This is a genomic window from Clostridium lapidicellarium, from assembly GCF_041224415.1.
GTDB classification, from domain to species: Bacteria; Bacillota; Clostridia; order Clostridiales; family Clostridiaceae; genus Clostridium_B; species Clostridium_B lapidicellarium.
The window spans coordinates 1-26064 of the sequence record NZ_JBGFFE010000025.1 but is presented as its reverse complement, the minus strand read 5'-3'; the positions used below and the strand labels follow the sequence as shown (position 1 = coordinate 26064).

General features: G+C 37.2%; 21 protein-coding genes and 3 riboswitches. All 21 genes read right to left on the bottom strand.

The annotated features are described in order from the left end of the window. Positions 1-138: 138 nt before the first annotated feature. Positions 139-975, bottom strand: a complete 837-nt coding sequence (nifH, locus tag AB8S09_RS13470; protein WP_369869306.1) for a nitrogenase iron protein — start codon at positions 973-975, stop codon at positions 139-141. A gap of 77 nt (positions 976-1052) precedes the next feature. Continuing rightward, positions 1053-2429 carry a nitrogenase component 1 gene (locus tag AB8S09_RS13465; RefSeq protein WP_369869317.1) on the bottom strand — a complete coding sequence of 459 codons (1377 nt, stop codon included), beginning with the start codon at positions 2427-2429 and terminating at the stop codon, positions 1053-1055. Positions 2430-2499: 70 nt separating this feature from the next. Then, positions 2500-3963 carry a nitrogenase component 1 gene (locus tag AB8S09_RS13460; RefSeq protein ID WP_369869305.1) on the bottom strand — a complete coding sequence of 488 codons (1464 nt, stop codon included), beginning with the start codon at positions 3961-3963 and terminating at the stop codon, positions 2500-2502. 47 nt (positions 3964-4010) lie between these two features. Further along, positions 4011-4772 (bottom strand): ABC transporter permease, encoded by a 762-nt coding sequence (locus tag AB8S09_RS13455; RefSeq protein ID WP_294181662.1) that lies wholly within the window; start codon positions 4770-4772, stop codon positions 4011-4013. 16 nt (positions 4773-4788) lie between these two features. Then, positions 4789-5829, bottom strand: a complete 1041-nt coding sequence (locus AB8S09_RS13450; protein ID WP_294181664.1) for an ABC transporter permease — start codon at positions 5827-5829, stop codon at positions 4789-4791. 31 nt (positions 5830-5860) lie between these two features. Then, positions 5861-6700, bottom strand: coding sequence for an ABC transporter ATP-binding protein (locus AB8S09_RS13445; protein ID WP_294181665.1), 840 nt, complete (start codon positions 6698-6700; stop codon positions 5861-5863). Positions 6701-6739: 39 nt separating this feature from the next. Then, positions 6740-7804, bottom strand: coding sequence for an ABC transporter substrate-binding protein (locus AB8S09_RS13440; protein WP_369869303.1), 1065 nt, complete (start codon positions 7802-7804; stop codon positions 6740-6742). Positions 7805-7860: 56 nt separating this feature from the next. Further along, the gene (locus AB8S09_RS13435; protein WP_294181670.1) at positions 7861-8655 is read right to left on the bottom strand and encodes an ABC transporter permease; all 795 of its coding nucleotides are present in this window, start codon (positions 8653-8655) and stop codon (positions 7861-7863) included. 175 nt (positions 8656-8830) lie between these two features. Continuing rightward, a riboswitch (SAM riboswitch) is annotated at positions 8831-8933 on the bottom strand. Between the two features lie 64 nt (positions 8934-8997). Continuing rightward, on the bottom strand, positions 8998-9456 hold the full coding sequence (locus AB8S09_RS13430) for a 2-thiouracil desulfurase family protein (RefSeq protein ID WP_294181850.1): 459 nt from the start codon (positions 9454-9456) through the stop codon (positions 8998-9000). A 21-nt stretch (positions 9457-9477) separates the two neighbouring features. Continuing rightward, positions 9478-10743 carry a nitrogenase cofactor biosynthesis protein NifB gene (gene nifB, locus AB8S09_RS13425; RefSeq protein ID WP_294181672.1) on the bottom strand — a complete coding sequence of 422 codons (1266 nt, stop codon included), beginning with the start codon at positions 10741-10743 and terminating at the stop codon, positions 9478-9480. Positions 10744-10862: 119 nt separating this feature from the next. Further along, entirely contained in the window at positions 10863-12059 is a 1197-nt protein-coding gene (gene metK / locus AB8S09_RS13420) for a methionine adenosyltransferase (protein ID WP_294181674.1), read from the bottom strand. 22 nt (positions 12060-12081) lie between these two features. After that, positions 12082-13473 (bottom strand): amino acid permease, encoded by a 1392-nt coding sequence (locus AB8S09_RS13415; protein WP_369869302.1) that lies wholly within the window; start codon positions 13471-13473, stop codon positions 12082-12084. A 65-nt stretch (positions 13474-13538) separates the two neighbouring features. Next, a riboswitch (SAM riboswitch) is annotated at positions 13539-13650 on the bottom strand. Between the two features lie 88 nt (positions 13651-13738). Next, positions 13739-13853: riboswitch (SAM riboswitch) on the bottom strand. An 84-nt stretch (positions 13854-13937) separates the two neighbouring features. Next, entirely contained in the window at positions 13938-14852 is a 915-nt protein-coding gene (locus AB8S09_RS13410; RefSeq protein WP_294181678.1) for a PLP-dependent cysteine synthase family protein, read from the bottom strand. A 430-nt stretch (positions 14853-15282) separates the two neighbouring features. Next, the gene (locus tag AB8S09_RS13405; protein ID WP_294181680.1) at positions 15283-15762 is read right to left on the bottom strand and encodes an S-ribosylhomocysteine lyase; all 480 of its coding nucleotides are present in this window, start codon (positions 15760-15762) and stop codon (positions 15283-15285) included. An 87-nt stretch (positions 15763-15849) separates the two neighbouring features. Beyond that, positions 15850-16383, bottom strand: a complete 534-nt coding sequence (gene lepB / locus AB8S09_RS13400) for a signal peptidase I (protein WP_294181682.1) — start codon at positions 16381-16383, stop codon at positions 15850-15852. A gap of 88 nt (positions 16384-16471) precedes the next feature. Continuing rightward, positions 16472-17344 (bottom strand): cation diffusion facilitator family transporter, encoded by an 873-nt coding sequence (locus tag AB8S09_RS13395; protein WP_294181686.1) that lies wholly within the window; start codon positions 17342-17344, stop codon positions 16472-16474. Positions 17345-17428: 84 nt separating this feature from the next. Beyond that, a complete protein-coding gene (locus tag AB8S09_RS13390; RefSeq protein WP_294181688.1) occupies positions 17429-20923 on the bottom strand; it encodes an SbcC/MukB-like Walker B domain-containing protein in 3495 nt (1164 codons plus the stop codon). After that, entirely contained in the window at positions 20910-22130 is a 1221-nt protein-coding gene (locus tag AB8S09_RS13385; RefSeq protein WP_294181690.1) for an exonuclease SbcCD subunit D, read from the bottom strand. The genes AB8S09_RS13390 and AB8S09_RS13385 overlap by 14 nt, the downstream gene beginning before the upstream one ends. Positions 22131-22268: 138 nt before the next feature. Beyond that, on the bottom strand, positions 22269-24149 hold the full coding sequence (gene htpG / locus AB8S09_RS13380; protein ID WP_294181853.1) for a molecular chaperone HtpG: 1881 nt from the start codon (positions 24147-24149) through the stop codon (positions 22269-22271). A 173-nt stretch (positions 24150-24322) separates the two neighbouring features. Next, a complete protein-coding gene (locus tag AB8S09_RS13375) occupies positions 24323-25549 on the bottom strand; it encodes a S8/S53 family peptidase (protein WP_294181692.1) in 1227 nt (408 codons plus the stop codon). A gap of 159 nt (positions 25550-25708) precedes the next feature. Next, positions 25709-25888 (bottom strand): alpha/beta-type small acid-soluble spore protein, encoded by a 180-nt coding sequence (locus tag AB8S09_RS13370; RefSeq protein WP_294181693.1) that lies wholly within the window; start codon positions 25886-25888, stop codon positions 25709-25711. Positions 25889-26064 lie beyond the last annotated feature (176 nt).

Here is a 26064-nt window from a genome sequence, read left to right as displayed (position 1 = left end):
AGTCAGCTTTCCTCCCTTCTTCTAAGATTTTCAACAGACAATAAATACTATAATAACAAAAAAGAGACCGGATTTTATTCTGCAATCAAATAAAATCTGGTCTCCAGTTTTTCTGGTCAACCTTTATACAACAAAATATCAAACAGCACTGAGATTCTTATCCGTAAGACCATGTTTTAAAAATATTTCTTCCAGTCTCTTTTGAGACATAGGCTTCGGTATTACAAATTTTTTGTTTTCCTCTATTGCCTTTGCAAGAGATCTGTATTCATTTGCCTGATTTGAGTCAGGATCAAATTGTATTACAGTCTGCTTGTGAATTTCAGCCTTCTGCACCACATTGTCCCTGGGAACAAAATAAATAAGCTGAGTGCCCAGTTCTTTGGCAAATGCCTCCAGCAGTTCCCTTTCATTGTCCACTTTTCTGCTGTTGCATATTATTCCGCCCAGTCTCACACCACCTCTGTTGGCATATCTTTTAATACCTTTTGATATATTGTTAGCTGCATAGAGAGCCATCATTTCGCCGCTGGCTACAATATATATTTCCTTCGCCTTTCCTTCACGGATGGGCATGGCAAAGCCCCCGCACACCACATCACCCAGCACATCGTAAAAAACATAATCCAAATCATCGGTATATGCACCCAGCCTCTCCAGCATGTTTATAGAAGTTATAATACCTCTGCCTGCACACCCTACACCCGGTTCTGGTCCGCCTGATTCAACGCATCTTATGCCATTGAATCCTTTTTTCATTATATAATCTAAATCTACATCCTCTCCTTCTTCCCTCAACGTATCCAAAACCGTCCTCTGTGCCAGTCCACCCAAAAGCAGCCTGGTTGAATCTGCCTTTGGATCGCATCCTACCACCATGACATTTTTGCCAATTTCAGATAGCCCCACTGTAAGATTTTGCGTAGTTGTAGATTTTCCTATGCCGCCTTTTCCATAAATAGCTATTTGCCTCATTATATCATTCCTCCATATTCTTGTCTTTTTTATTTTAAATTTTTTACAGCTGCTAAAGCAGCAATTTATAGCAAAAATTACGCGCTTGCACTCACTATGGTCGTGTATATTTTTTCAATTAGGGTAAGTGCTCCTCTGTATCCTATATATGATTTAGATAAAACAACTTCATAGGATGCAGGGAATCCCACTTCAACTATAAATCCCTTCAACTCCTTGGCCAGATCCCTTTCCCAGGTTGTTCCAAAGATAATAGGGGGCTTGTGCCCGAAATCAGTATTTCTTATTTTTTCATGGATAACATAGCTGTCTTCCTCGAATTCCACATCTGTAGAAACATCATCCGCTATGTGTCTATATTCATTTCTAATGGCCGCTCTGTATTTTTCAGGTGGATTTTCAGTTATAATCTGACTGGCAGGTATGAGACCAAGCTGATTTACTAAAAATTTCGTAAGTGCCAGGTTATACGCGCTGTCGCCTATAACGGCAAATTTTGCCGGAAGCCCCCACCAGTACTCCGCATAGAAATCAGAAAAATCCTCCAAATATTCATAGTATTTTTTCTCTTCATTTTTTATAAAGTTATCAGCTTTTTCCTTATCAATTCCCGCAAAATCAACTACTTTCCTCAAAAAACTGCTGGTTTCCTTTGCTCCTATTGGAATTGTGGGGATATGCAGATATGGCTGACCATATTTTTCTTTAAGGTGTTCTGCGGTTTTAAGTCCCAGCCATGGAGACAAAACCAAGTTAAACTGGGCCTTTTTTATACTTTTCCACTCGTCTACTCCCCCGGACTCATGTCCAAACAAGATGTTCACCTTAAGTCCCACACCTTCCAATATTCTCTTTATTTCAACTAGATCTCCCCTCCAGAAAGTATTGTGGAAGGGAAGGAGGGACCATACATTTACAAGCCCTTTCTGGTAAGGTCCGTCGTAATCACCTACATACTGATCTATAATGGCTTCTGTAACCAGTTCATGCCCTATAAAATTATTACCTTTAAATCCTCCTGTTTCCGCATAGACTACAGGAAGACCTTTGGCCTGAAACTCGCCCACTACAGAGCCCACGTCATCTCCCACGGTATCGGGAATACAACCTGTCATAACTACAAACAAATCTGCATCCAGAACCTTGAAAGTGGCATCTATGAGTTCCCGAAGCCTGTCCTCTCCCCCGAATATAACTTCCTTTTCATAGATGTTGGTACTTGGCACAACAGAAGCCCCTCCATATCCACCGCCTTGAAAGCCATTATAAAAAGCTATATTGGCTGTTTGTTTATCCACGCATCCGGGACCGCAATGACAGATTGGTATTACTCTTGGAATTGCAAAAGCAGTATGCATGGCTCCCAGTGCACAGCCATATCTTACCTGTTCAATAGAGTTCGATTTCTTTTTCTTAGTTTTATTTGTACTTTCCTTTTCACATTTTAGTTCCATATTGGACACTTTATTCACTCCTATTCTCTAAAAATCAGTTTCATTTTCGTAATATATAAGGATCCTTCTGTTAAAGCCACCATTTGGTATAAGGCAGTTTGACATGCTCCTTAATATCCTGGTGAAATTTTTTATGGGCAAGTATGTCCAGAATGGTCTCACCTAAATTTAAAATTCCTTCATATCCTACAGCATGGTGCTCGTCACCAAGTGGTGCCGAAGGTATACCCATTTTCGAAGCCAGCGGTGCAAGACCTGCATGTCTTATAAGTATGAAATCAGGTTTCACATTTTTAAGCAGTATATAGAATTGATACTGCTGCCTGTTGCTCACTGTAAATTTAGGCACATCTCCATAATTATCCACCAAAAATTTCAGTGAGTTCTTCTGTGGGACGTTGCTGTCATATACAGGATCATGATGAAATACAAGCGATCCATCAACTTCAATTCCCAGTTCTTTAAGCACTGCTATAAGTCCATGTGAATAAGCAGAACCTGTCGCTACATAGCCTTTTTTACCCTTTAGAAGTTTTCTCAGTTCTGCAAGTCTCGGGGCTATTTTTTCGTGCTCCCGCTTTATATACTTCTCTGCCTTTTCCTCCCTATGGGTCACCCTTGCAAGTTCACGTATCCATGCATCAGTTCCGGCTATTCCATAAGGCTGGGGGGCTTTGACTTCCGGAACTCCAAACTCTTCTTCAAGTCCAGCAGCCAAATAAGAGGACAGCGTATAACAAAATCCAACAGTAGCTGCTGCCTCCGACATCTGCTCCAAATCTTCCACTGTTGCCAGATCCACTACATAATTAACTCTAAGTCCAAGCTCTGCAAGCATAGGGGTGAACACGTCGCTTCCCCATAAATTTATTACATTCACCAGATCTTCCTGTTTCTTGGGATTTTTTCTTACCAGCTGTCTGAGTATTCCGTGCTGGGTGGCATCAAAACCCGTGCTCCAGTGTTTGGATCTGAACCCTTCACAGTACATTGGAATAACAGGTATTTTAAGCTTTTTCTGCATTTTGGAAGCTATACTGTCTATATCCTCTCCTATTATTCCGCTGGCACAAGATGTTCCAATAAAAATTGCCTTCGGATGATGTCTGTTCCAGGCATCTTCTATTGACTGTTCCAACTTGCCGAGAGCACCAAATACCATATCAGTTTCCTTTATATTACTATTTATTATCTTGATATTTTCCACAGGTAAATTCCTGATAGCCAGCCCATTTCTATATATGGAGTTATAAGATGCCTGGCCTACACCACAACCTACGGGAGCATGCTGAATCAAAACTGCATCCCTTATATTTCCCGCCTGGCACTCTACCATTTCTTCACTGCATCCAGAGCCCTGGGTAAAAGGTCCAATTGTTTCGCAAAGCCTTTTCCCTCCATTGTGTTTGCATCCCGCACAGGTATAGGCGGAATCCCTGGAAAGCTCTGAAGCTTTCCCTGTTTTCCATCCAATAATGGTACCCAGGCGTTCTTCCCTCGTCTTTACTACAGAAGTATTCAAATCAATTTTCATAAATTAGATCCTCCCTTACTCATATTTATAATTTCCAATTTTATACGTCAACTAACTGATACATGTCCCAACAGCTTATTTTCAACAAATTGTATTATAATATCCAAAAACAATCCTAGAAAAGCTATCACAATGGCAGCTGCAAATATATTTCTTATAGCATAATTTTCCTGATTGTTTAAAATCAGCCATCCAAGCCCCGAGCTTGCACCCATCATTTCAGCTGCTATAAGCATAAAAAATGAATATCCGCCGCTAATCCTGATTCCAACAAAAACTGAAGGTAAAATTGAAGGCATCCCCACTTTCCAAAAAAGCTTCCAGCCTTCCAGTCCAAATCCACTTCCTGCTTTTATTACAGAATAATCCATATGTTTGATTCCATATACGGTATTAAACATTATAGGCCAGGTACAGGTCCATGCAATCACTGCTATTTTAGGGATCTCACCGATACCTGAAAATAAAATCAGCACATGGAACAATATAAATGGGTTAATCTGGGAAAAAATCTCTATAACGGGCTCGGCCACTAGATTCACTTTTGAAAACCATCCGCCAAGCAGGTATCCAAGCGGTATGCCAACCACAACCGATATAATAAAACCCGTCAGTGCCCTTTCTATACTTATACCTGCATTGGCAGCCAAATTTCCTGAAACAAACATGTCCTTTAAGGCTAAAATCACGCTTGAAAACGGCGGGATAAACAGTGAATTCACTATCTCCAACCTGCTTGCAGCTTCCCATACTGCAATAAATATAAATACCACCAGAAATTTATAAAAAGTATCTTTTTTACATTTCACTCAAATCCCACCCAACTTATTTGTCCATATTCATATAATCATGTGTCTTATTCTTATCCATTTTGTCCATATTCATATGATCATGTTCCTTCTTATCCATCTGCATATGCTTCATCTGAACACTGCTGTTACTATTGATATCCGAAACCTTTGAAACATGAGCGGCATAACTTCCAACGGCTATAACTGCAGAAACAACCACAACTACAAAGAGAAGCTGTATTTTACTAAATCCGCTTACATTTTTCTTCCATGCAGCAAAGCTGAACACATGTGTAGAGCCTTTCCAGAAAAACAATTTATTCTGGCTGTATATCAAAAACCTGTTTAAAACAATTCCCAAAATTACAATGCAGACACCTGCCGCATACATTCTCGGTATTTGATTGTTCATTGCAGAATTGTGGAAAAGCCATCCCACTCCTGCAGTAGCACCTATCATCTCTGCCGATATAAGCATGAAAAATGACATTTCAACTCCTATTCTAAGTCCCAAAAATATAGATGGGGCCGCTCCTGGTATGACTACCTTTTTCAGCATTTCAAATTTGGATGTATTCATGGACATGGCAGTCTTAATCAGAACGGGATCCAACCTTCTTACCCCGGACACTGTATTGTACAAAATAGGCCATAGACATACCCATGCAACTACTGCCAGCTTTGCCGCCTCACCTATACCAAAAAACAATATAAATATTGGCATCAGCGAAAATGGATTTACCTGGGAAAATATCCTGAAAAGCGGATTCACTATATCCGCAGCCTGGGTCAGCCACCCTCCGAGCAAGAGCCCAAGGGGTATTGCAGCAGCCGCCGCAATAATAAGCCCCATAATAACCCTCCAGAGGCTGACTGCAACATGTACCATCAGTTCACTTTTCAGAGTGAGTTCACATAATTGAACTACCACTTCAGAAAAAGGCGGAATGAATTGGGAATCCAGCAGACCAACCTCAGGCAGAATCTGCCATAAAACCAGAATGAGAATTACTCCCGAATATCTTAAAATATAATACTGAAAATAATTTTTAATTTCATATATTTCCTCATGCATATTCCTGAACACTCCCAGCTAAGCCAAATATTTATACAGAAACTTCTGTCTGTTTTTTATCAGCATCTCTATGAAGAAGTTCCCATATTTTGTTCCTGCTCAAATTGAATTCCTGGGACGTCCTAATTTGGGAATTAATCCTCGGCCTTGGAAGTTTTACATTTATAATTTCTTTGATTCTTCCTGGACTAGTTGCCATAACAACTACCCTGTCCGCAAGAAAAACAGCTTCTTCTATACTGTGAGTGATAAATACAATTGTTTTATTTGTCTTTTCCCATATATTCAACAATTCCTCCTGAAGGGATTCTCTTGTCTGGGCATCCACTGCGGCAAAAGGTTCATCCATAAGCAGGACTTCAGGATCATATGCCAGTGCCCTGGCAATTGCAACTCTCTGCTTCATGCCTCCTGAAAGTTCATGCGGATATCTGTTTTCAAATCCCTTCAACCCCACAAGCTCTATAAATTTTTCACTTATTTTTTTTCTTTCCTCTTTAGGTATCTTTTTTATTTCAAGACCAAATTCAATATTTTTTTCTACAGTTCTCCAAGGAAATAAAGCATATCCCTGAAGAATGATTCCCCTGTCTAAAGCAGGTCCTGTAATAGGTTCCCCATCTATATACACCTTCCCAGAAGTTGGTTTTGAAAGTCCTGCCAGTATATCCAGAAAAGTTGACTTTCCACAACCGCTGGGCCCTACCACCGTAATAAATTCTCCCTTTTTTACCTTTAAATTGAAATTGTCAAGTGCCAAAAACCTTTCATTGTCCTGTCCATTTTGTGAGCGCACATCATAGACTTTCCTTATATTGTCCACAACAATTTTATACTGCCTGTTTTTAATATTGATATTCTCATAACTCATTTAATAACTCCTCCTTCTATAAATTTGAATATATCCGCATTATTCTTTTACTATATAATTCGGCTGTGATCCCAGATTCCCATATTTGTCGAATTCGTGGGTAACTATATCACTGACTTTTACCTTGGCATCTTTAGGAAGTGCCCCGCTTGTCTTACTTCCATCTATCCACTGCTGTATATCCTTGTCCTTTATAACTCCGTCATCTGCATAATAGTGATTGGCACTTACAGGTACTCCTATGGAATCAGACACCCACTTGTTGACCTTGGCACGTTCTTTTTCATCAGGTACGCTTTTGTTTATGTACCTTTCCCCCTTTTTAACTGCAACTATAAATTTTGCAACTTCATCCGGATGCTGCTTTATAAATTTATCTGAAAAATAATAGAGATAGGTCCCTCCATTTTCACCTGCTATAGGTCTGCTGGTGGTCAGAATATTGCCTATGCCGCTATCTTCAATAGATTTATAATAGGGCGGGTGAACTACTGCAATTTGAATAAGTCCTTTTTTTAAAGACAGTACCTGTTCTATATCGGGCATCTGAATCCATTCAATTTTACTCATGTATATCTTGTTTTTGGAAAAAAGTATATCCGATAGAAAATCCACGCAGGAATTTCTGGAATTGGTTCCTACCTTTACCTTACCCGGATATTTGTTTATATCCGCCAATGTCTTTATAGGACCATTTTTATTGCTTATCCACCACATATGCTGAAGGTGAGTGTCAGTCACACTGTCCGGCGGTTCGACAATAGATCTGGCCACTCCTTTCACTTTTGCCCCTCCCTCGGCGGCAATTGCCAGGTTGTTTGGATGGGCATCTCCAAAATCATTGTTCCCGTTCAATATCGAGGGAAGGCGCTGTGCCGGCTGTGTATCTCCTGTATACTGTATCTTCAATCCCTGTTCCTTAAAATATCCTAATTTGTCTGCTACTAAAATAGGTGCAGCTGTACAATCTTTTCTGCTCCATGTCTTAAGTACCTGAAGCCCTCCATTTTTTTCCGAAGCCTGCTTTCCTCCCCCGCAGCCTGAAAAAATCGATGCTGTTAAAATTACTGAAACCACTATTGAAACCAATCTTTTATTTTTCAATTCAAACACCCCTCATATAATCAAGTTTTAAGATATAAAAGAATTTTGTTTCCAAACTACAACTTTTTTTCTACGAAACCTATGGCTTTATTTATAAATATACCTAAAAGAGCAATTGTAAGCGCTGCTGCAAACAACCTGTTGATTTGAAAGTTGACTTCCGAGTTGAGAACCATCCACCCCAGACCTGAACTCGCTCCTATCATCTCTGCCGCTATGAGCATCAAAAATGCATTGCCCGCACTCATTTTAAGTCCTGAAAATATACTAGGTGCGGCTCCCGGCAAAACAACTTTCCAAAAAAGTTTTACTCTGGATGTGCCCATGGCCTGGGCCGCTTTGACCAGCAGAGGATCTATAGTCTTTACTCCAGTTATAGTGCTGAATAATATGGGCCATATGGATACCCAAAATATTATGGATATTTTTGCAACCTCTCCTATTCCAAAAAGCAGTATAAAAACCGGAAACAGAGAAAACGGATTTACCTGCGCCAAAATTTGAAGCAGAGGATCAAGTATCTCCTCCAATTTTTTAAATCCTCCTGCCAGTAAAAACCCCAAAGGTACGGCCATAACTCCAGCCAGGACAAAACCTACCGCCACTCTAAGTATGCTAACTTTAACATGAACAAGCATTTCATTTTTCAATGTAAGACTTATAATAGTACCCACTGTTTCTGTAAATGTAGGTATGAATTGATGATCAACTATTCCAAGTACGGGTGCAACCTGCCAGAAAACCAAAAACAAAATCACGGCTATACTCTTTCTGAAAAACTTACTAAACTTTTTTCCCGCACCCATTTTTCGTTTTTTATTTGTCTTATAGGTTTCACTATCTATGTCCATTTATTACATCTCCCTTTTTTCAAACATCAAAATAAAAAACACCAGAAACCCATCGTCAACAGGTATCAATACCTATTGAAACAAGTCTCTAGTGTCTCTAGTGAACTCTCAATAAATTTATAATTGTAAAATAAAAAACTTTCCTGTAAAGATAAAATACAAGAAAGCACTTGTTCTCTCATCTTTCAGATAATACAATCTGCTGGAATTAGCACCGTTAAATAAATTTAGGTTGCCGGATATCATAGGGCCAGTCCCTCCATCACTCTCGATAAGATTTGTTTATTTTTTATATATTAGCTTGATAATAGCAAATAATACACATAGTGTCAAGAGTATAAATCAATTTTGTTCTATTTCTTTTTCTACCTCCTGCAGTTGATCCTCTCCAAATACTTTGATGCCATTTTTCCTCAACAATTCAGCAGTTACACCCTCTCCTCTCTTTTTTATGCCGCTAAACGTACCATCATATATATACAGGCTTCCGCAGGAGGGGCTATTTTGTTTCAAAATGGCTACAGCTGCTCCATATTTCCTGGCCAATGCAAGTGCCTTATCAGCCCCTGCCTTGTATTTGGCAGTGAAATCATGTCCAAATTTGTCCACTACAGTATCTCCCGCTTTTTCACAGGGTTCTCTTGGAACAGAAAACCCACCTGCCACCTCGGGACAAATTCCTACAAGTCTGCCTTCCCGCATCCATCTCACAAATCTTGGATCTAAACAAGCAGCATCCTTGCCGTCATAACGAACTTTTTTACCGCATAGACAGCCACTTACTAAAATTTTTCCCTTCACCAAAATTTCAGCCTCCAATCTTCAAAAACATTTACCCATTAATTTTACTGCTCTTTTTATACCTTCTTCTATAGTACTGTACATTTGAAATACTCTTATCCCCCTCTCATGAAGTTTAATTACAGGTTCAAAGCCGATACGCAGTACAAGTACCCCATTACAATCTTCTATGCACTTCATAACACCGGATATTCTATCATCATGTCCGCTGCATTCCTGAGGACCTCTGCAGTACATCTCCACATTTCTTTTCTCACGGAATTTAATGTCATCGTCCGACACATCATATACATAAAACTCAGATACATGTCCAAAATGTTCATCTACATAATCTCCGGAACTGCTGGCAACTGCAAATCTGTAACTTCTGTGCCCACTATCATTTTTATGGATTTCCTCAGGTTTGTCAATAGTAGTTATATTCTTATTGTAATTTCTAAACTGGGCTGATACATCCCTGTCAAGGCTTCCTATGGCATCTGCCCTGCACTGTCTGCAGTGATACATCTGCTTTAGATACTTGCCACATTTTTTCCTCATATCTGCCAATTCGTATTCATCTACAGTGTCCCTGTTCCCAAATACGCTTCCCTTTACAGGTATAAGCGGCATTATATTGGTCATATATGCACCACATTCTTTGACTTTTTTCACTATTTCAGGAATATGGGCATCATTGATTCCCTTTATCATTACAATATTTATCTTGCACACAATACCTTCCCCTGCAAGATATCTAAGCCCCGACAGCTGGTTGTGAAGTAAGATCTTGCCTGCTTCCACCCCCACAAAAGTATTTCCCCTGTAATTCACATATTTATAAATCTGTGCATCTATTTGGGGATCCACGGCATTTATAGTTATAGTGACATGAGTGACTCCCAATTTTACCAGTTCGCCGGCATAAGCCGGCAGCATTAACCCATTTGTAGAAAGGCAAAATGTAATATCCGGGCACTCTTTTTTTATAAGTTTTATGGATTCCCTGGTTTCTTCAAAATTTGCAAGAGGATCTCCCGGTCCTGCTATGCCTACCACAGTTAGGTTTTTTACACTGTTTTTTACTATTTTAAATTTATCCCTCGCATCCTTCGGAGATAAAATTTCACTTGTAACGCCGGGCCTGGATTCATTTATACAATCATATTTTCTATTACAAAAATTACAGCTCACATTGCATTTTGGAGCCACAGGTATGTGCATTCTGGCATATTTATGGGCAATACAGTTATAACAAGGATGCTCAAATGTCTTTTCCTCAATACTTCTTGCAAAATTTATAGACATATTCTATTATCTCCTTTTTTTAAACAATTAAAATATAAAAAGGCCAGACAAGCTAAAAAATTTAGCTTGTCTGGCCTCCAGTATTTCTGGTCAACCTTTCACGAAAAAATTCACAGTATTTAAGAGTACACAAAAACTTTATTCAATTCCTCTTTTATTTCACTCACTTTATCGAGCTTCTCCCAAGGAAATTCCACATCAGTTCTTCCAAAGTGTCCATAGGCAGCTGTTTTCCTATATATTGGCCTTCTGAGATCCAAATCCCTTATGATAGCAGCAGGCCTTAAATCAAATATTTTATTTACTATATTGACTATTTTCTCATCAGACACTTTCCCTGTCCCAAAAGTATCCACACTTACGGATACAGGTCTCGCCACACCTATTGCATAGGCAATTTCAACTTCTATCTTATCTGCCGTGCCTGCTGCTACCAGGTTCTTAGCTATCCACCTTGCTGCATAAGCTCCGGATCTATCAACTTTTGTAGGATCTTTGCCTGAAAAAGCTCCGCCGCCGTGTTTTCCAAATCCGCCGTAGGTATCTACTATTATCTTTCTTCCCGTAAGCCCCGAATCAGCTTCAGGTCCCCCCTTTACAAACCTGCCTGTAGGGTTTACCAGATATTTTGTATTATTATCTATAAACTTTTTAGGTAGTACTTCCTTTATGACCTTATCTATTATATCTTTTTCAATCTGGTCGTGTCCTATATTTTCCTCATGCTGTGAAGATACTAAAACTGTATCCACACTGACAGGTTTTTCGCCTTCATACTTTACCGTGACAAGGGTTTTGCCATCCGGTCCCAGATAGGGAATAATGCCCTTCTTTCTGACATAAGCCAATCTTCTTGAAAGTTTATGGGCCAGTGATATTGGAAGCGGCATATATTCCGGAGTTTCATTTGTGGCAAACCCAAATACCATTCCCTGATCTCCTGCACCTATAGCCTCTATATCATCTTCTTCTCCTCGTTTTGCCTCCAGGGATCTATTCACCCCCTGTGCAATATCTGAAGACTGTTCATCTATGGATGTTATGACAGCGCAGGTACTGGCATCGAACCCAAATTTCGAACCTGTATATCCTATTTCTGCAATGGTTTTTCTAACTATCTTTGGTATATCCACATAAGCTTTGGTAGATATCTCCCCAACCAGTAGCACAAGTCCAGTATTTACGACTGTTTCACAAGCTACTCTGCCATACTTATCCTGCTCAAGAACTGCATCTAGTACTGCGTCTGATATCTGATCACAGATTTTATCAGGATGTCCTTCTGTAACTGATTCTGATGTAAATAATCTACTCATTTTAATTCCTCCAATTTATTTTTTATTTAATATTTTCATTTGCATATGATAATTTTGATTTTTTGCCGTGAAGTAATTTATATATTCCCACCATCAACACCACCCATACAGGTGCAATGTAAAGTACAACCCGAGTAGCAGGCAGAAATCCCATCGTGACAACAATAGCTAAAAGATAAGCTATGGTAATATATGAAGAAACAGGGTAAAAAGGCATTTTGAATTCAATCTCAGCATCTTTTCTGGATTTTTCCCTGCGAAATTTCAACTGGGTTACAAGTATGGTACCCCATGCAGTTAAAATAGCTATGGTCGTTGCCGAGGAAATATATGTAAAAAATTTTTCTGGCATAAAATAATTTAAAATTACCGCAATCAGTGCCACAATTATACTAAAGAGTGTACCTACATAAGGTACCCCGGATTCATTCAGTTTTCCAAATATTTTGGGAGCATTGTTGTTCAATGCCAAGCTGTAAAGCATTCTCCCGTTTATATACAAGGCACTGTTCATTCCGGAAAGAGCAGCTGTCAGAATTACAAAATTTATAAATGAAGCAGCTGCAGGGATACCAACTTTAGAGAATACCAGTACAAAAGGGCTTCCGTTTAATCCTATTTTATTCCACGGATAAAGTGCCAACATTGTTAAAACAGAACCTACATAAAAGATAAGTATTCGCCAAAATACGTCATTGATGGCCTTGGGTATGGACTTTTTCGGATTCTGTGCTTCTCCTGCCGTTATGCCAATAAGTTCCACTCCACCAAATGCAAAAGTCACAAACACAAACGAAAGCATAAATCCCTTAAATCCGGTGGCAAAGAATCCTCCATTTTTCTGTAAATTAGAAAATCCAACAGATTGTCCACCGTTATTAAACCCAAATAATATGATGAGCATTCCAAAAATAATCATGCATATTATTGTAACAACTTTTACAAGTGCAAACCAGAATTCAAACTCTCCGTACATTTTAACACCAATCAAATTAACTGCAACAAGTATCAATAAAAATATGAGTGCGGTGATCCATTTGGGAAATTGAGGGATCCAAAACTGGACGTACACTCCCATGGCAGTGAGCTCTGCCATGACAGTAGCAGTAGCCTGAAACCAATATGTCCAGCCCGAAAAAAATCCTGCAAAATTTCCCAGGTAACGCGTAGCATAGGCGCTGAAAGATCCTGAATTCGGTTCGTCAACAGCCAGCTCCCCCAAAGCTCTCATAATGAAAAAGATAAATATTCCACCTATCAGATACGCCAAAACTATGGCAGGTCCACCAGTTTTAATAGCATCTGCAGATCCATAAAACAATCCTACACCTATGGCTCCTCCGATAGCTATCATCTGAATATGTCTGTTCTTCAGATCCTTTTTTAATGATCTACTGCTTCTATAATTGTCCATTTTTATTTATAACCTCCAAATAATAAAAAAATCTATATGTGAGAAGGCATATAGATTTCTACTGCTTCTCATCTTCCAGGTAATACCTGCTGGAATTGGCACCGTGATATACAAAAACTATATATACAGGTTGCCGGGCGTCATAGGGCCAGTCCCTCAAACCACTCTCGATAAGAATTACACTATTTAATTTTATATGGATTTATTGATCGATTGCTAAAAAAAACTTCCCGTGAGAAATCACAGGAAGTATAAATTCCGCTACCTCTCATCTTTCAGGTAATACCTGCTGGAATTGGCACCATTAATTGTACAATTGCATTTGTACAACCGGTTGCCGGACATCATAGGGCCAGTCCCTCCGCCTCTCTTGATAAGAAAACCTATAAATATTATAAATTATTTATATTTAACTTATATTCAATATACAATTCTTTATCCATTTTGTCAATAGAAATTTTTTATTATTCATATAAGTTTTTGCTGAAATATCTGTCGCCCCTATCTGGAAATATAGTAACTATATTTCCCCTGTCTATGGTATCGGCCAATTTCAATACTGCTGCAAGTGCTGCTCCTGAAGAGGAACCAACTATGAGCCCCTCTTTTTTCGCCAAATCCTTTACCAGCAAAAAAGCTTCTTCATCATTTACCTTTATAACTTTATCCACAAGCTTCAAATCCATAGTATCAGGTAAAAAATCATTTCCTATACCTTCAATGGCATACCCATGCTCTTCAGTGCCGCCGCCCAGGGTAGATCCTTCCGGATCAGCCAGTATGGCCTTTATACTGCTGTCCTTTTCCTTTAGATATTTTGCCACACCCGTAAAAGTTCCACCACTTCCCGCTCCTGCAACAAAATAATCAATCTTTCCCTTTAGCTGTTCATATATTTCAGGCCCCGTAGTAAGATAATGAGCCTCAGGGTTATCGTTGTTTTCAAATTGACCCAGAGATATGGAATTTGGTATTTGTTTTAAAAGTTCCCGGGATTTCTCAATGGCACCCCTCATCCCGTCCTTTTCCGGAGTGTGGATAATTTCCGCCCCCAGTGCTCTCATAAGAACCTGTTTCTCTACAGAAAATTTTTCAGGTACCGCAAATATCACTTTATATCCCCTATTCAAGGCTCCCATTGCAATACCAAGTCCGGTATTGCCTGCTGTAGCTTCAATTATAGTATAACCTTTCTTAAGTTTCCCCGCCTTCTCTGCTTGTCTTATCATATAATATCCAATTCTGTCCTTTACACTGCCGCCAGGATTGAAATTTTCAAGTTTAGCATATACATTGATTCCATCCTTCAAATTAAATCTATTCAGCTTCAGTATGGGTGTTTTACCTATCATTTCCTTTATGTCGTCAAAAACTTCCATAATAAAAATCTCCTTTGAAATTTTATTTGATATTTTTCAAGTTCCGGAATTTTGAAAAATAAAGAGCTCCTGCCTCTGTACAGAGGCAGGAGCTTGTTCCCGCGGTTCCACTCTGTTTATATAATATAAATCGCATATACACAAAATAAAAATACGATAAATAAAATAAAACTCTTATTGGTACAATCATACCTCAACATTTTAACGGATGTACCCGCTGAAATCTACTTCACTCAGGTTCGACTCAGTGCTCCAGGATGCACTTCAATCACCTCCCGCTAGGACTTCCTCACACCACATGGAAATTCTCTCTAAAATAGCATTGTGTAATCTACTCTTCCCATCATCACATTCAATATAATTTATATTTTGATGATACTACATAAATTCCAATTAATCAAGTAAAATTTAATATAAATTTTCTACACGATTACTTTGGATAGTTAAGCCTTTTATCTGAAATATTCGTCAGAACTTCCTTGAGAAATCTATTTGCCCAATACTTAGCCATGGGAAGATTCATATCCAAATAATTCCCGCAATCTTTTGGCGCAGCACCTGGTATATCTCCTTCAAAATTTAATATAAACTTATACATTTCCACCAATAGGTCCACAATATCCCTTGACTTGTAATCTCCATGTAGGATCAGATAAAATCCTGTTCTACAGCCCATAGGTCCGAAATATACGGTTTTCTTTCCATAAACACTGTGGTTTCTCAAGAAAGTTGCCCCCAGGTGTTCAATAGTATGAACCTCAGCAGTGTTCATAACAGGTTCGTCATTGGGGCTCGTCATTCTTATATCAAATGTAGTCAAAACCACATCTCCAAATCTATCCTTTCTAGAAACATAAACACCAGGTATCAATTTTAAATGATTAACAGTAAAGCTTGAAATCTTATCCATTATAATATTGCCTCCTTGAATTTAATTATATATTATAAAATTTAAAGTGCAAGACACAAATATCAATTTAACAAATTCCATTTGTAATTATTTAAAATAGTTCATATTCTTAAAAGGATACACTCTTAAAATCACATGTCCCTTAACATCCTTCAAATTTACAGGCCCTATTATTCTGCTGTCAGTACTATTTTCCCTATTATCTCCAAGCACAAAAACATAACCTTTGGGCACAATATACTCCGCGGCAGCTGAATTGCCTTCAGTTACAACTTCTTCCGGAAGATAATTTTCAGTGAGAACTTTTCCATTTAAATAAACCTTTCCGGACTTTATCCCAATTCTATCTCCGGCTATTCCTATAACTCTTTTTATATAGTTGTCTCCATTTTCATCATGAGAGTTGAAAACAACCACTTCGCCTCTATTTATATGTCCAGTTTCAGTACTTATCTTTTCCATAAATATAATATCCTTATCGTTAAAAGTCGGCTGCATGGAAGGTCCTATTACATCAGCCCGAGCAAAGACATAACTTTTGCATACAAATGCCAGTCCAATAGCCAAAATAATGTAAAGAGCATATTCTCCAAACTTCTTAAAAAATCCCTTATCTTTCACAATATCACGCCCCTTCAACTACTCTCATTATAACAAAAATTTACCACATTTCATATTTTAATCTCAAACTTCAATATTTACATATCTTCTATTTCAAATACGGCTCCACATGTATAATTGCATATTTTATTTCAAATTTCGCCTTCAACATACTCTCTATCTTTTCGGTTATTCTGTGACTTTCAAGTACAGTAAGTCCAGCGCTGACGTCTATTACAATGTCAAGTAAAATATTATTTCCATGCACTCTGGCTTTTATATCCTCAACACTTTTTACACCTTCAATCTGATTTATACTTGCAATTATGCTGTCCAGCTGTTTGCTGTCGAAACCATCTGTCAGGCTGCTGGCGGATTCCTTAAAAATTCCTACGCCCGTCTTTATTATCAATATGCCCACTATTACTGCCGCCAGCGGATCTATCCATGTCAATCCAAACTGCGAGGCTATAATTCCACAGGCAGCACCCAAGCTGACCCACGCATCCGAAAGATTGTCCTTTGCCGCAGCCATCAGAGCAAGACTCTTAATTCTAACTGCCTCCTTTTTATTATACCTGTATACTGCATATACCAATATGGTACATAAAATGGAAACCACTGCAGAAATCATATCCGGGGCCTTGGTCTTGAAAAATACAGCCGAATATACGGAATTGTAAAAGACCTCGACTCCAACAGCTATCATTATCAGAGAGGCAACCAATGTAGATACGGTTTGTGCTCTCAGATGGCCGTAGGCATGATCTTCATCGGCAGGTTTTCTCGATATTTTAAGCCCTATAACAATGGCAAGTGAAGCTATTATGTCAGTAGAATTATTGATACCATCTGCAAAGAGAGCCCTGGAATGAAAAATATATCCTACAAAAAGTTTAAACAGGGATAAAAATACATATACTGCAATATTCACTTTAGTTCTTTTTTCGGCAACCTTGATATCCTTATAATCCTCTTCCATTTATTTTCTCCTAATTATATCTTTAATTATAATCTATAATTGTATTTTTTCCAGCTCATCATTTCGTATCCCTAAGTCTTAAAATCAATCCAGTTCTATCCTGATTTTACTTCCGCCCATGCCAGACTCGGCCGGAGTAACTATAAGCTTTGCAGGCATTCTTTCCTTTATAGAATCAAGATGGCTTATTATACCTATAGACAATCTATCATTGTGAATTTTCTCCAGTGAATCAATAACTATTTCAAGCAAATTTTCATCCAGTGTACCAAAGCCTTCATCTAGGAAGAACAATTCCAAAGGTGCCCTGCCTTTCAGTTGTATTTGTGAAGATAATGCAAGTGCCAGCGACAGTGAAGTTACAAAAGTTTCACCTCCCGATAAAGTGGATGCATCTCTCTTTTTGCCCCCATTTTTATAATCTCTTATAAAAAATCTGCTGTTTTCATCAACCTCCAGGCCATAAGCTCCGCAGGTAATTTCCCTCAATTTTCTGTCTGCTTCCAGAGATATATATTTAAGCTGATTGCCTGCAACAAATTCAACAAACTTTTTACCTTTGAACAATTTTTCAAGATCATCCAAAAGCGCCAATTTGTGTTCAACTTTTTCCTTCTTTTTTAAAATATCCTTCAATTGGGAAAGTTTCATATTCAAGGAATTGACTTCTTCCTGCAATTTAATTTTACTCTCATACGAATTTCTCAGCTGAAAATTTTTCTTGTCTTTGATATCCTGTATTTCAATCCACTGCTTTTCTGTCAAAGTCCCTTCCCCTATTTTCCCGCGTAAGTTTTCTATGGTACCTTTCAATTTAACAAGTGAATTCCTATATTGCCCTATCTTTTCATTAAGCCTGTCTATTTCAGATTTCCCTATTAAATTTTCCTTAACCTGGCTAGTATTCTCAAAACTCTGTTCCTTTAAAACTTTTTCAAGTTCTCTATCTTCATCAGATTTTCTCTCGCTGAAGCTCACCAAATTACTCTGGCAGGCTATTATCCTGTTTTTATATCTGTCGTATCTTATGTGCATTTCTTCACTGTCTTTTTTGATCTCAGCATACATCATCTCCACTTTCTTTACATATGCCGATATCTGCTTACTGAGATATTCAAGCTCTGTTTCCTCTCCTGCTTTATTTTTTATACTTCTTTCCCTCTCAACTATATTTTTATTTTTTTCCTGAAATTCAGTCTGCTTTCTACTCAATTTTTCCTTTACATCTGCAATTTCACTGCTAAGTATTTCTCTCTGGGATTGAATTTTAGCAAAATCATCCCTGAGTTTTTCTACCTCAATTTCCAGGTCGGCTTTTTCCCTTTCTCTTTCAATTATTTCATTTTTTTTGCCTATGAAATCTTTAACAGACAATTCAGTTTTCAGTGCACACAGTTCTTTTTCCTTTATCTTAAATTCTTTTTCTTCTTCTCTTAAACTCCGTCTGAATTTATCCAGTTGTATTTCATTTTGTTTCCGTGCTGAAACAATTTTATTGTATTCTATATTCAAAAAATTCTCTTCTTCTTCCAAAATTTTTAACTTTTTATCAAGTTCAGATTTGTTTATATCAAATTCATAGATCTTATCTTTAAGTTGAGCAAATTTATTCTGCATGACATCTGCAGGAGTCAATTTAAAATTTTCTCCAAGTTTGCAGAGTTTTTTACCGTTTTCCTCCAAAATTCCCTTTTCTGAATCAATATTCGTCTTTATTTTTATTATCTCCTCGGATAAAATTTTAATCTTGTTTTGTTTTTCCTCCAAATTCTTTTTCAATTCATTCACAGGTTCCATGTCAACTTCATTTAAAACACTCCCTCCACGATATACAGAACCGCACACAGGACACAAATCACCCTCTGACAGCGTATTTCTCAAAACACTCACCATATTACGCCTTTCAAAGCTTTTTAACTTTTCTTCCAATTTATAGGCTTCAGATTTCAAAGTGGACTCCATACTGGATTTCTCTCTTAACTTTTCCGTCAAATCTCGTATGATTTTTTTATTTTTTTCCGCAGTATCTTTATAATCAAGGTAATTATCCCATTTGCTTTTTATATCCGCTGCTTTTTTTTGAAAATTCAGAAGTGTATTTTTATCCCCCGGACAATTTTTTATAAGTTCATTCAACTTACTTTCAATCCTGTCTATAATTTTTTGTTTCTCATTTACATCTTTAAGCATGCTTTTCTCTTTTTTCAATTCATTTTCAATAGCCACACTGCCGCTATCTATATTTCCAATCAAATCCTCTTTTTGATTCGACAAATTTTTATAATCATTCAGCAGAATAATTCCATCATCTATTTTTTTCTTGTATTCTTCGGACATCTTAAGAGAATTTATCAGCTTTTCTTTGGAGTCTATATCATCTGATAATTTTTGGGCATATCTTTTATTTTTTGCTTTTTCATCGTTCTTCTTCACAAGCTCTTTTTTCAAGCAGACAATATCACTTTTTAAGTTTTCCTCCTGCTGCTGAAGTTTTTTAAGAAGCACACTTTCGTCAATGGCATCTAAAATTTTCTGCTGTTTTAACTTTAATTTAGGCAGCTCATCATGTCTTTTTTTTTCAAGCCTGTTCAATTCAGCACAAACCTCATCTCTGTGCTGTGTTATATTAGCCATTCCACCATTTAAACTTGAAAGCTCTTCTTTCAAAATTTTTACCTGTCTAACGGTATCTTCATAACTGTCCACGTAAGGTTTGACTTTTAATGCAGATTCGGCCATTGCCACCTTTTCTTCATATTCATTTATACGGCCTCCCTCTTTCATAAAAGACTTTTGCTCATCTATTTTTTCATGCAACTCTCTTTGAAATTTCCAAAGCTCTTCTGCCCTGTTAAATTTCTGTGTTATACTGTCGTATTCATTTTTACATAACTCATACTGCCTCTCAGCTTTTTCAAGGCTGTCTTTCTTCTCCTTGAAAAATTTTTCATCAACTCCTTCATAGCCTGCAAGCTGACCTTGAAGAAGATTCTCTTTTTCCCTTTCCCTTCTAATTTTCGAACCCAGCTTAAAAGATAAGTCGTCCCCATATTTTTGAAGCCCAAACAGCCTTTCGAGCATATCTCTCCTGTCCTTTCCCTCAAGTTTCAAAAATTCACTGAATTTACCCTGGGGAAGTACCACGGTTCTAGTAAAGTCTTCCAATTTAAGTCCAAGTATTTCCTCGCATTTTTCAGTTACCTTTTTAGCCCCTTCCTCCAGTATGTTTTCCATGCCGCACGTAACATCCAATATCCTGGCGGATTTACTCCTTACCTTCCCAGTTTTGCTCTCTCGTCTAAATTCTCTTTCCACCCTGTATATCTTCACTTTTTTATCCGATATCTGAAATTCATAACTTACCATCAAACTTGTACAATTTACATTTATAAAATTGGAACTTTTTCTTGCAATTTCTCCGTAAAGAGCCAGAGTAATTCCGTCCAGCACAGTTGATTTTCCGCTTCCAGTAGGCCCGAATATTCCAAATATGCCTCTTGAAGTCAACTTTCTAAAATCAATCGTCTGTGTATCCATAAAACTGTTGAGCCCTTTTATTTTAAGTTCAATTGGTTTCATTATCTCCCTCCTCTCCAACAATGGACAGAAGCAAATCCACTAATTCCGGCTCCGGTTCAACTTTCCTCTCTCTTATGTAAAATTCCCTGAATATCTCTTCAAAGGATTTATCCAAAAAACTGTTCACTTTTTCACTGCTGCAATTTTTGTCCCTTATTTTAGGAACGATTTCCAGTATATCTTTTTTGGCAGTCTTCATGGATTTTATTTCATCTTCCCTTATGTATCTGTCAGTATCTATTTCCATATAAACCCAGCAATTTCTACTGCTGTTTTTCTTACACTTTTCAACAGCCTCTTCTATACCGGTACACTTCCAAATTTCTATAGGCTTATATACATTGAATTCAACTTCCCTGATACTGCAGTCCTTTCCAGCCTTTACGTCCACGATAAAACATTTTTTCTTGAAATTTATCTCTTTCCTATTATACTGGATTGGTGAGCCCGAATATCTGACTCTTCCTCCAGTTCCAGGCACCACTTGGGGTTTATGAATATGGCCTAGGGCAATATACTGGGCTTTTACAGGAAGACAGTTTCCATCTACAACAAAGCTCCCACCAAGCTGAATATTTTTTTCTGATCCTGCCTGGCTGCTACCCATTACAAAAAGATGGGAAACTGCTATATTTATAGTATCCTCCCTGTAATTTTTACTTAAATTGTCAAAAAGTATTTTTATTTTATTATTGTAGGATTTAACTCTGTCCTTTTCACCCTCCATATCACCGTATAAAACTTCATCAAGTCTTTTCTCGCTTGGGTAGGGAACTGTAATAATCACGGCCCTTTCTCCATTTATTTCAATTTCAATAAATCCTTCGCCGGAATTGATAACCTTATGCCTGCCATAGCTGCCGCAGGGCACAACCGATTTGGGAGTACCTACCATTATGATACCGTGATCCCTGGCAAGCGGCCCCGCAGCCACAAGTCTGTCCGGATTGTCATGATTGCCTGATATAACCAAAGTCAGCCTTTCCCCATTCGAAGACAATTTCTTCAAAGTGTCATAGAACATTTTTTCAGCCCTGGCCGGCGGATTATAGCTGTCATAAATATCACCCGCAATGATTATCAAATCCACATTATTGTCATTTACTATTTTTACAAAATCTTTAAGAAAAGCCTCCTGTTCATCCATGCGGCTGCGTCCCTCTAAATTTTTGCCGAGATGCCAGTCAGAAGTGTGCAAAATTCTCATGATTTCCTCCTTAAAATGGTACTTTTATTCACAATTATAGCATAAAATACAGACATTAACTTAATATATAAAAAAGGACACGGAATTATAAACCATGTCCCTTTACAGCAATTCTTCTTGGAAAAAGCAAAATGATAATCACTTAATCAAGCTGCATACATCATTTGCAAATTGTACCGGATCTTCCACTGGAAGTCCCTCAATTAAAAGTGCCTGATCATACAATAGATTTGAATAAACCTTTAATCTGTCCTTGTCTTCTGCAAATGCCTTCTTAATAGCCTTAAACATAGGATGACCGGTGTTTATTTCCAATATCTTATCTGCTTTTATATTTTGGTTATTGGGCATTTTGTTAAATATCTTTTCCATTTCAATTGATATTTCTCCCTCGTTTGAAAGACAGACAGGATGAGTTTTCAATCTATTCGAAGCCTTAACTTCCTTTACCTTACCCTTGAGTACATTTTTCATAAAATCAAACAATTCTTTGTTTTCCTCAGTTTCCTTCTTGCTTTCCTTGTCGTCCGAATCAAATCCCAGATCCTTGCTGGAAACGGATTTAAACTCCTTATCCTTATACTTTACAAGCATCTTAATGGCAAATTCATCCACATCATCAGTAAAATACAGTATTTCAAAATTCTTATCCTTAACCAGTTCAGTTTGAGGTAATTTTTCAATCTTTTCCACATCATCGCCAATTGCATAGTATATATATTTCTGATCCTCTTTCATACGTGAAACATATTCATCAAGAGTCACAAGTTTTTTCTCCTTGGAGGAATAGAACATCAGAAGATCCTGAAGTATTTCCTTATTGGCTCCAAAATCAGCATAAACTCCATATTTAAGCTGTCTGCCAAAATTCTTATAGAATTCAACATATTTTTCACGATCTTTTTTAAGCATTTGAAGAAGTTCGCTCTTTATTTTATCTCTTATCCTTCTTGCGATAAATTTAAGCTGCCTGTCGTGCTGCAAAAGTTCCCTCGAAATGTTGAGAGAAAGATCTGCCGAGTCAACCAGACCTTGAACAAAACTAAAATAATCCGGCAACAGATCAGAACACTTTTCCATTATCAGGACACCGTTTGAATAAAGCTCCAGCCCTTTTTGAAATTCTTTAGTATAAAAATCAAAAGGGGTTTTAGATGGAATGAAGAGAAGCGTGGTATAACTTACTACTCCTTCTACACTTGAATGTATCACCCACAGAGGTTTGTCATAGCCAAAATGCTTATCTATATAAAACTGATTGTAATCCTCCGGTTTCAGCTCATTTTTGTTCTTTCTCCAGATAGGTACCATGCTATTTAAAGTTTCATCTTCAAAATACTCTTCTTTCTCCTTGTCATTGTCTTTTTTGGGTCTGCTCTTTTTAACCATCATTTTAATTGGATACTTTATAAAATCAGAATATTTCTTAACCAGCGATTTTATTTTATACTGATCCAAAAATTGATCATAGTTCTCATCTTTAGTATTTTCTTTGATCTTAAGTATGATTTCAGTACCTACAGTTTCCTTTTCACAGGGCTCAACGGTATATCCTTCGGCTCCTTTTGACTCCCATTTATAAGCTTTATCCGAATTGACAGAACGGCTTTTCACAGCAACCTTGTCAGACACCATAAAGGCAGAATAAAAACCAACTCCAAATTGACCTATAAGATCCACCTTGTCTTTGTCCTTAATGTCGTCTTTATTTTTAAACGCAAGAGAACCGCTTTCCGCAATAGTACCAAGATTGTTTTCAAGTTCCTCCTCTGTCATTCCTATACCTGTATCAGTAATTGTAAATGTCCTTTTATCCTTATCTGGAGTTATTCTGATAAAGAAATCATCTTTGTTGAAATTTACATTTTCATCTACAAGTGACCTATAGTAGCTTTTGTCGATAGCATCACTGGCATTTGATATAAGTTCTCTTAAAAATATTTCTTTATTTGTATAAATTGAATTAACCATTAAGTTAAGCAGCTTTTTTGATTCTGCCTTAAATTCCTTTACAGCCATATTATCATTTCCTTTCACTTATATATAAATATATCCAAAAGACAGGAAACAAACCCCTGCCGCAATTATCATTGCCCAAAATATAACTTTTGTTAGCACTTATATTACTTGAGTGCTAATTTTATTTTAGCAATAATTCACTCTTTGTCAATACGTTTTTGCAAATTTATTTGTCATGAATTGTTTTTTAAACTTTGAATCAATTTTACCGGATTAATTATTCTAGCCGAACTACATGATTTGATGTTTTTACCAAATTCAATAGCACTTCCAGTTCTCAATGCTGTTTCCCAAAATTCATCGGGAGTTATGCTTGGCTTAATTTCACAGGCAAGAGCATAAACACCTGCTATGTAAGGAATTGACCAACTCCAACCACCTTCCCTGTAGAAAACATAATCCTTACATCCTGTAGGACTTGCCGTACATCTTGAGTCCATTGGAACAAGCAGTGTATTATTCAAATCATATTTTCCTCCATAATACTCTTTTTGCCAGAATAAGCCTGGATTATAAGACGAAGAAACATCAGGATCAGACAAAGGGTTTCTTCCAAGTCCATTAAATTTAAATCCATAAGTATTTTTAAGTGATGATGAAACTACAAATATATTTTCTTTTTTAGCTCTGTCCACCGCTTTTATCACTTCACTATAACCAACATCTGTCGGGTTCCATCCTATTGAAATGGAAATAACTCTTATCTTTTTACCCTGAGGTAAATTTTTATTGAGTTTTATTATTCTATTTATGGCACGCGCAGTATAATTAAAATTTATTTTTGATTTCTGGGCTATATCCATAGGATCCTGTCCTATATAATATAAATCAGATTTTGGAGCAATACCTGTTTTTTTGCCAACAGCTATTGAGGCTACTGCAGCTCCATGCATTGAAGTTTCACGCCCACAATGAAGCTCTTCGTAAGATTTGACATTATCTTTATATTCAGCATGATTTACAAGAAGGCGCTGATCTATTATTGCAATGCCAATATTTTTCCCATTTATTCCCAAGTTATGAAGAGTTCTTATCCCAAGTCCTGGATTTTTCCCTAATGACATAATTTTCTCGGGTAGAGAAATTGATACTATATTTTGAGGCCATTTTGTCCTACTATCAAAACTTGAATTTAGAAGTTCTTTTTTCTTTCCATCAATATCAGCTCCCGATAAATCCTTTGAACGTAAATCTATTTCTTTGTTGTTTTTAAAATTTGAACTTAACTGTGACAGATTATTTACTTTTCTGACCTTCCAATTTGCCGGTGTCACTTTTACTGCAATTCCAACAGTATCTTTATTTAATGCAGTATTGGGTCTTGCCAGCATACTTAAAGGTATCATGCTAATAATAAACATTATAAACACCATAATTAGAATTTTATACTTTCTCTTCATGCAGAATGTCTCCCCATTTTTTTAATTTTATTATATATAAATTCTAATATTTATTTCTAAAGAAAAATTTATAAAACCAATTAAGATTTAATTAAGATTTCACGTTTAAACTTTGACATTTAAAATAAGGCCCCATCCTTTTAGGATGAGGTCCTTACATTACTTCAATTTTTTTTCATACTTTTCAACCATTTTCTTAACCATCTGGCCGCCTACGGAAAAATTATTTATTGAATTGGTTTTTTTGTTGTTTGCAGCCAATTCCCTGGCTGCTTCCATTTTTAATCTTTCCATACCAACTCTAGCTTCGGGGACCAATATTCTATTTCTTCTAGACATAAAATTATCATCTCCTCTACAATAGTTTGTACACTTCAGTGAAATATATAATAGGATTTGACTCAGTTCAACTTATTTTTAAAATAAAATTTCTTCTGCTAAAGCCAACATGAACTATATTTTCAATTTATTCTTAGTGTAAAATTACTGTAGGGTTATTTAAGATGAGAAATGGA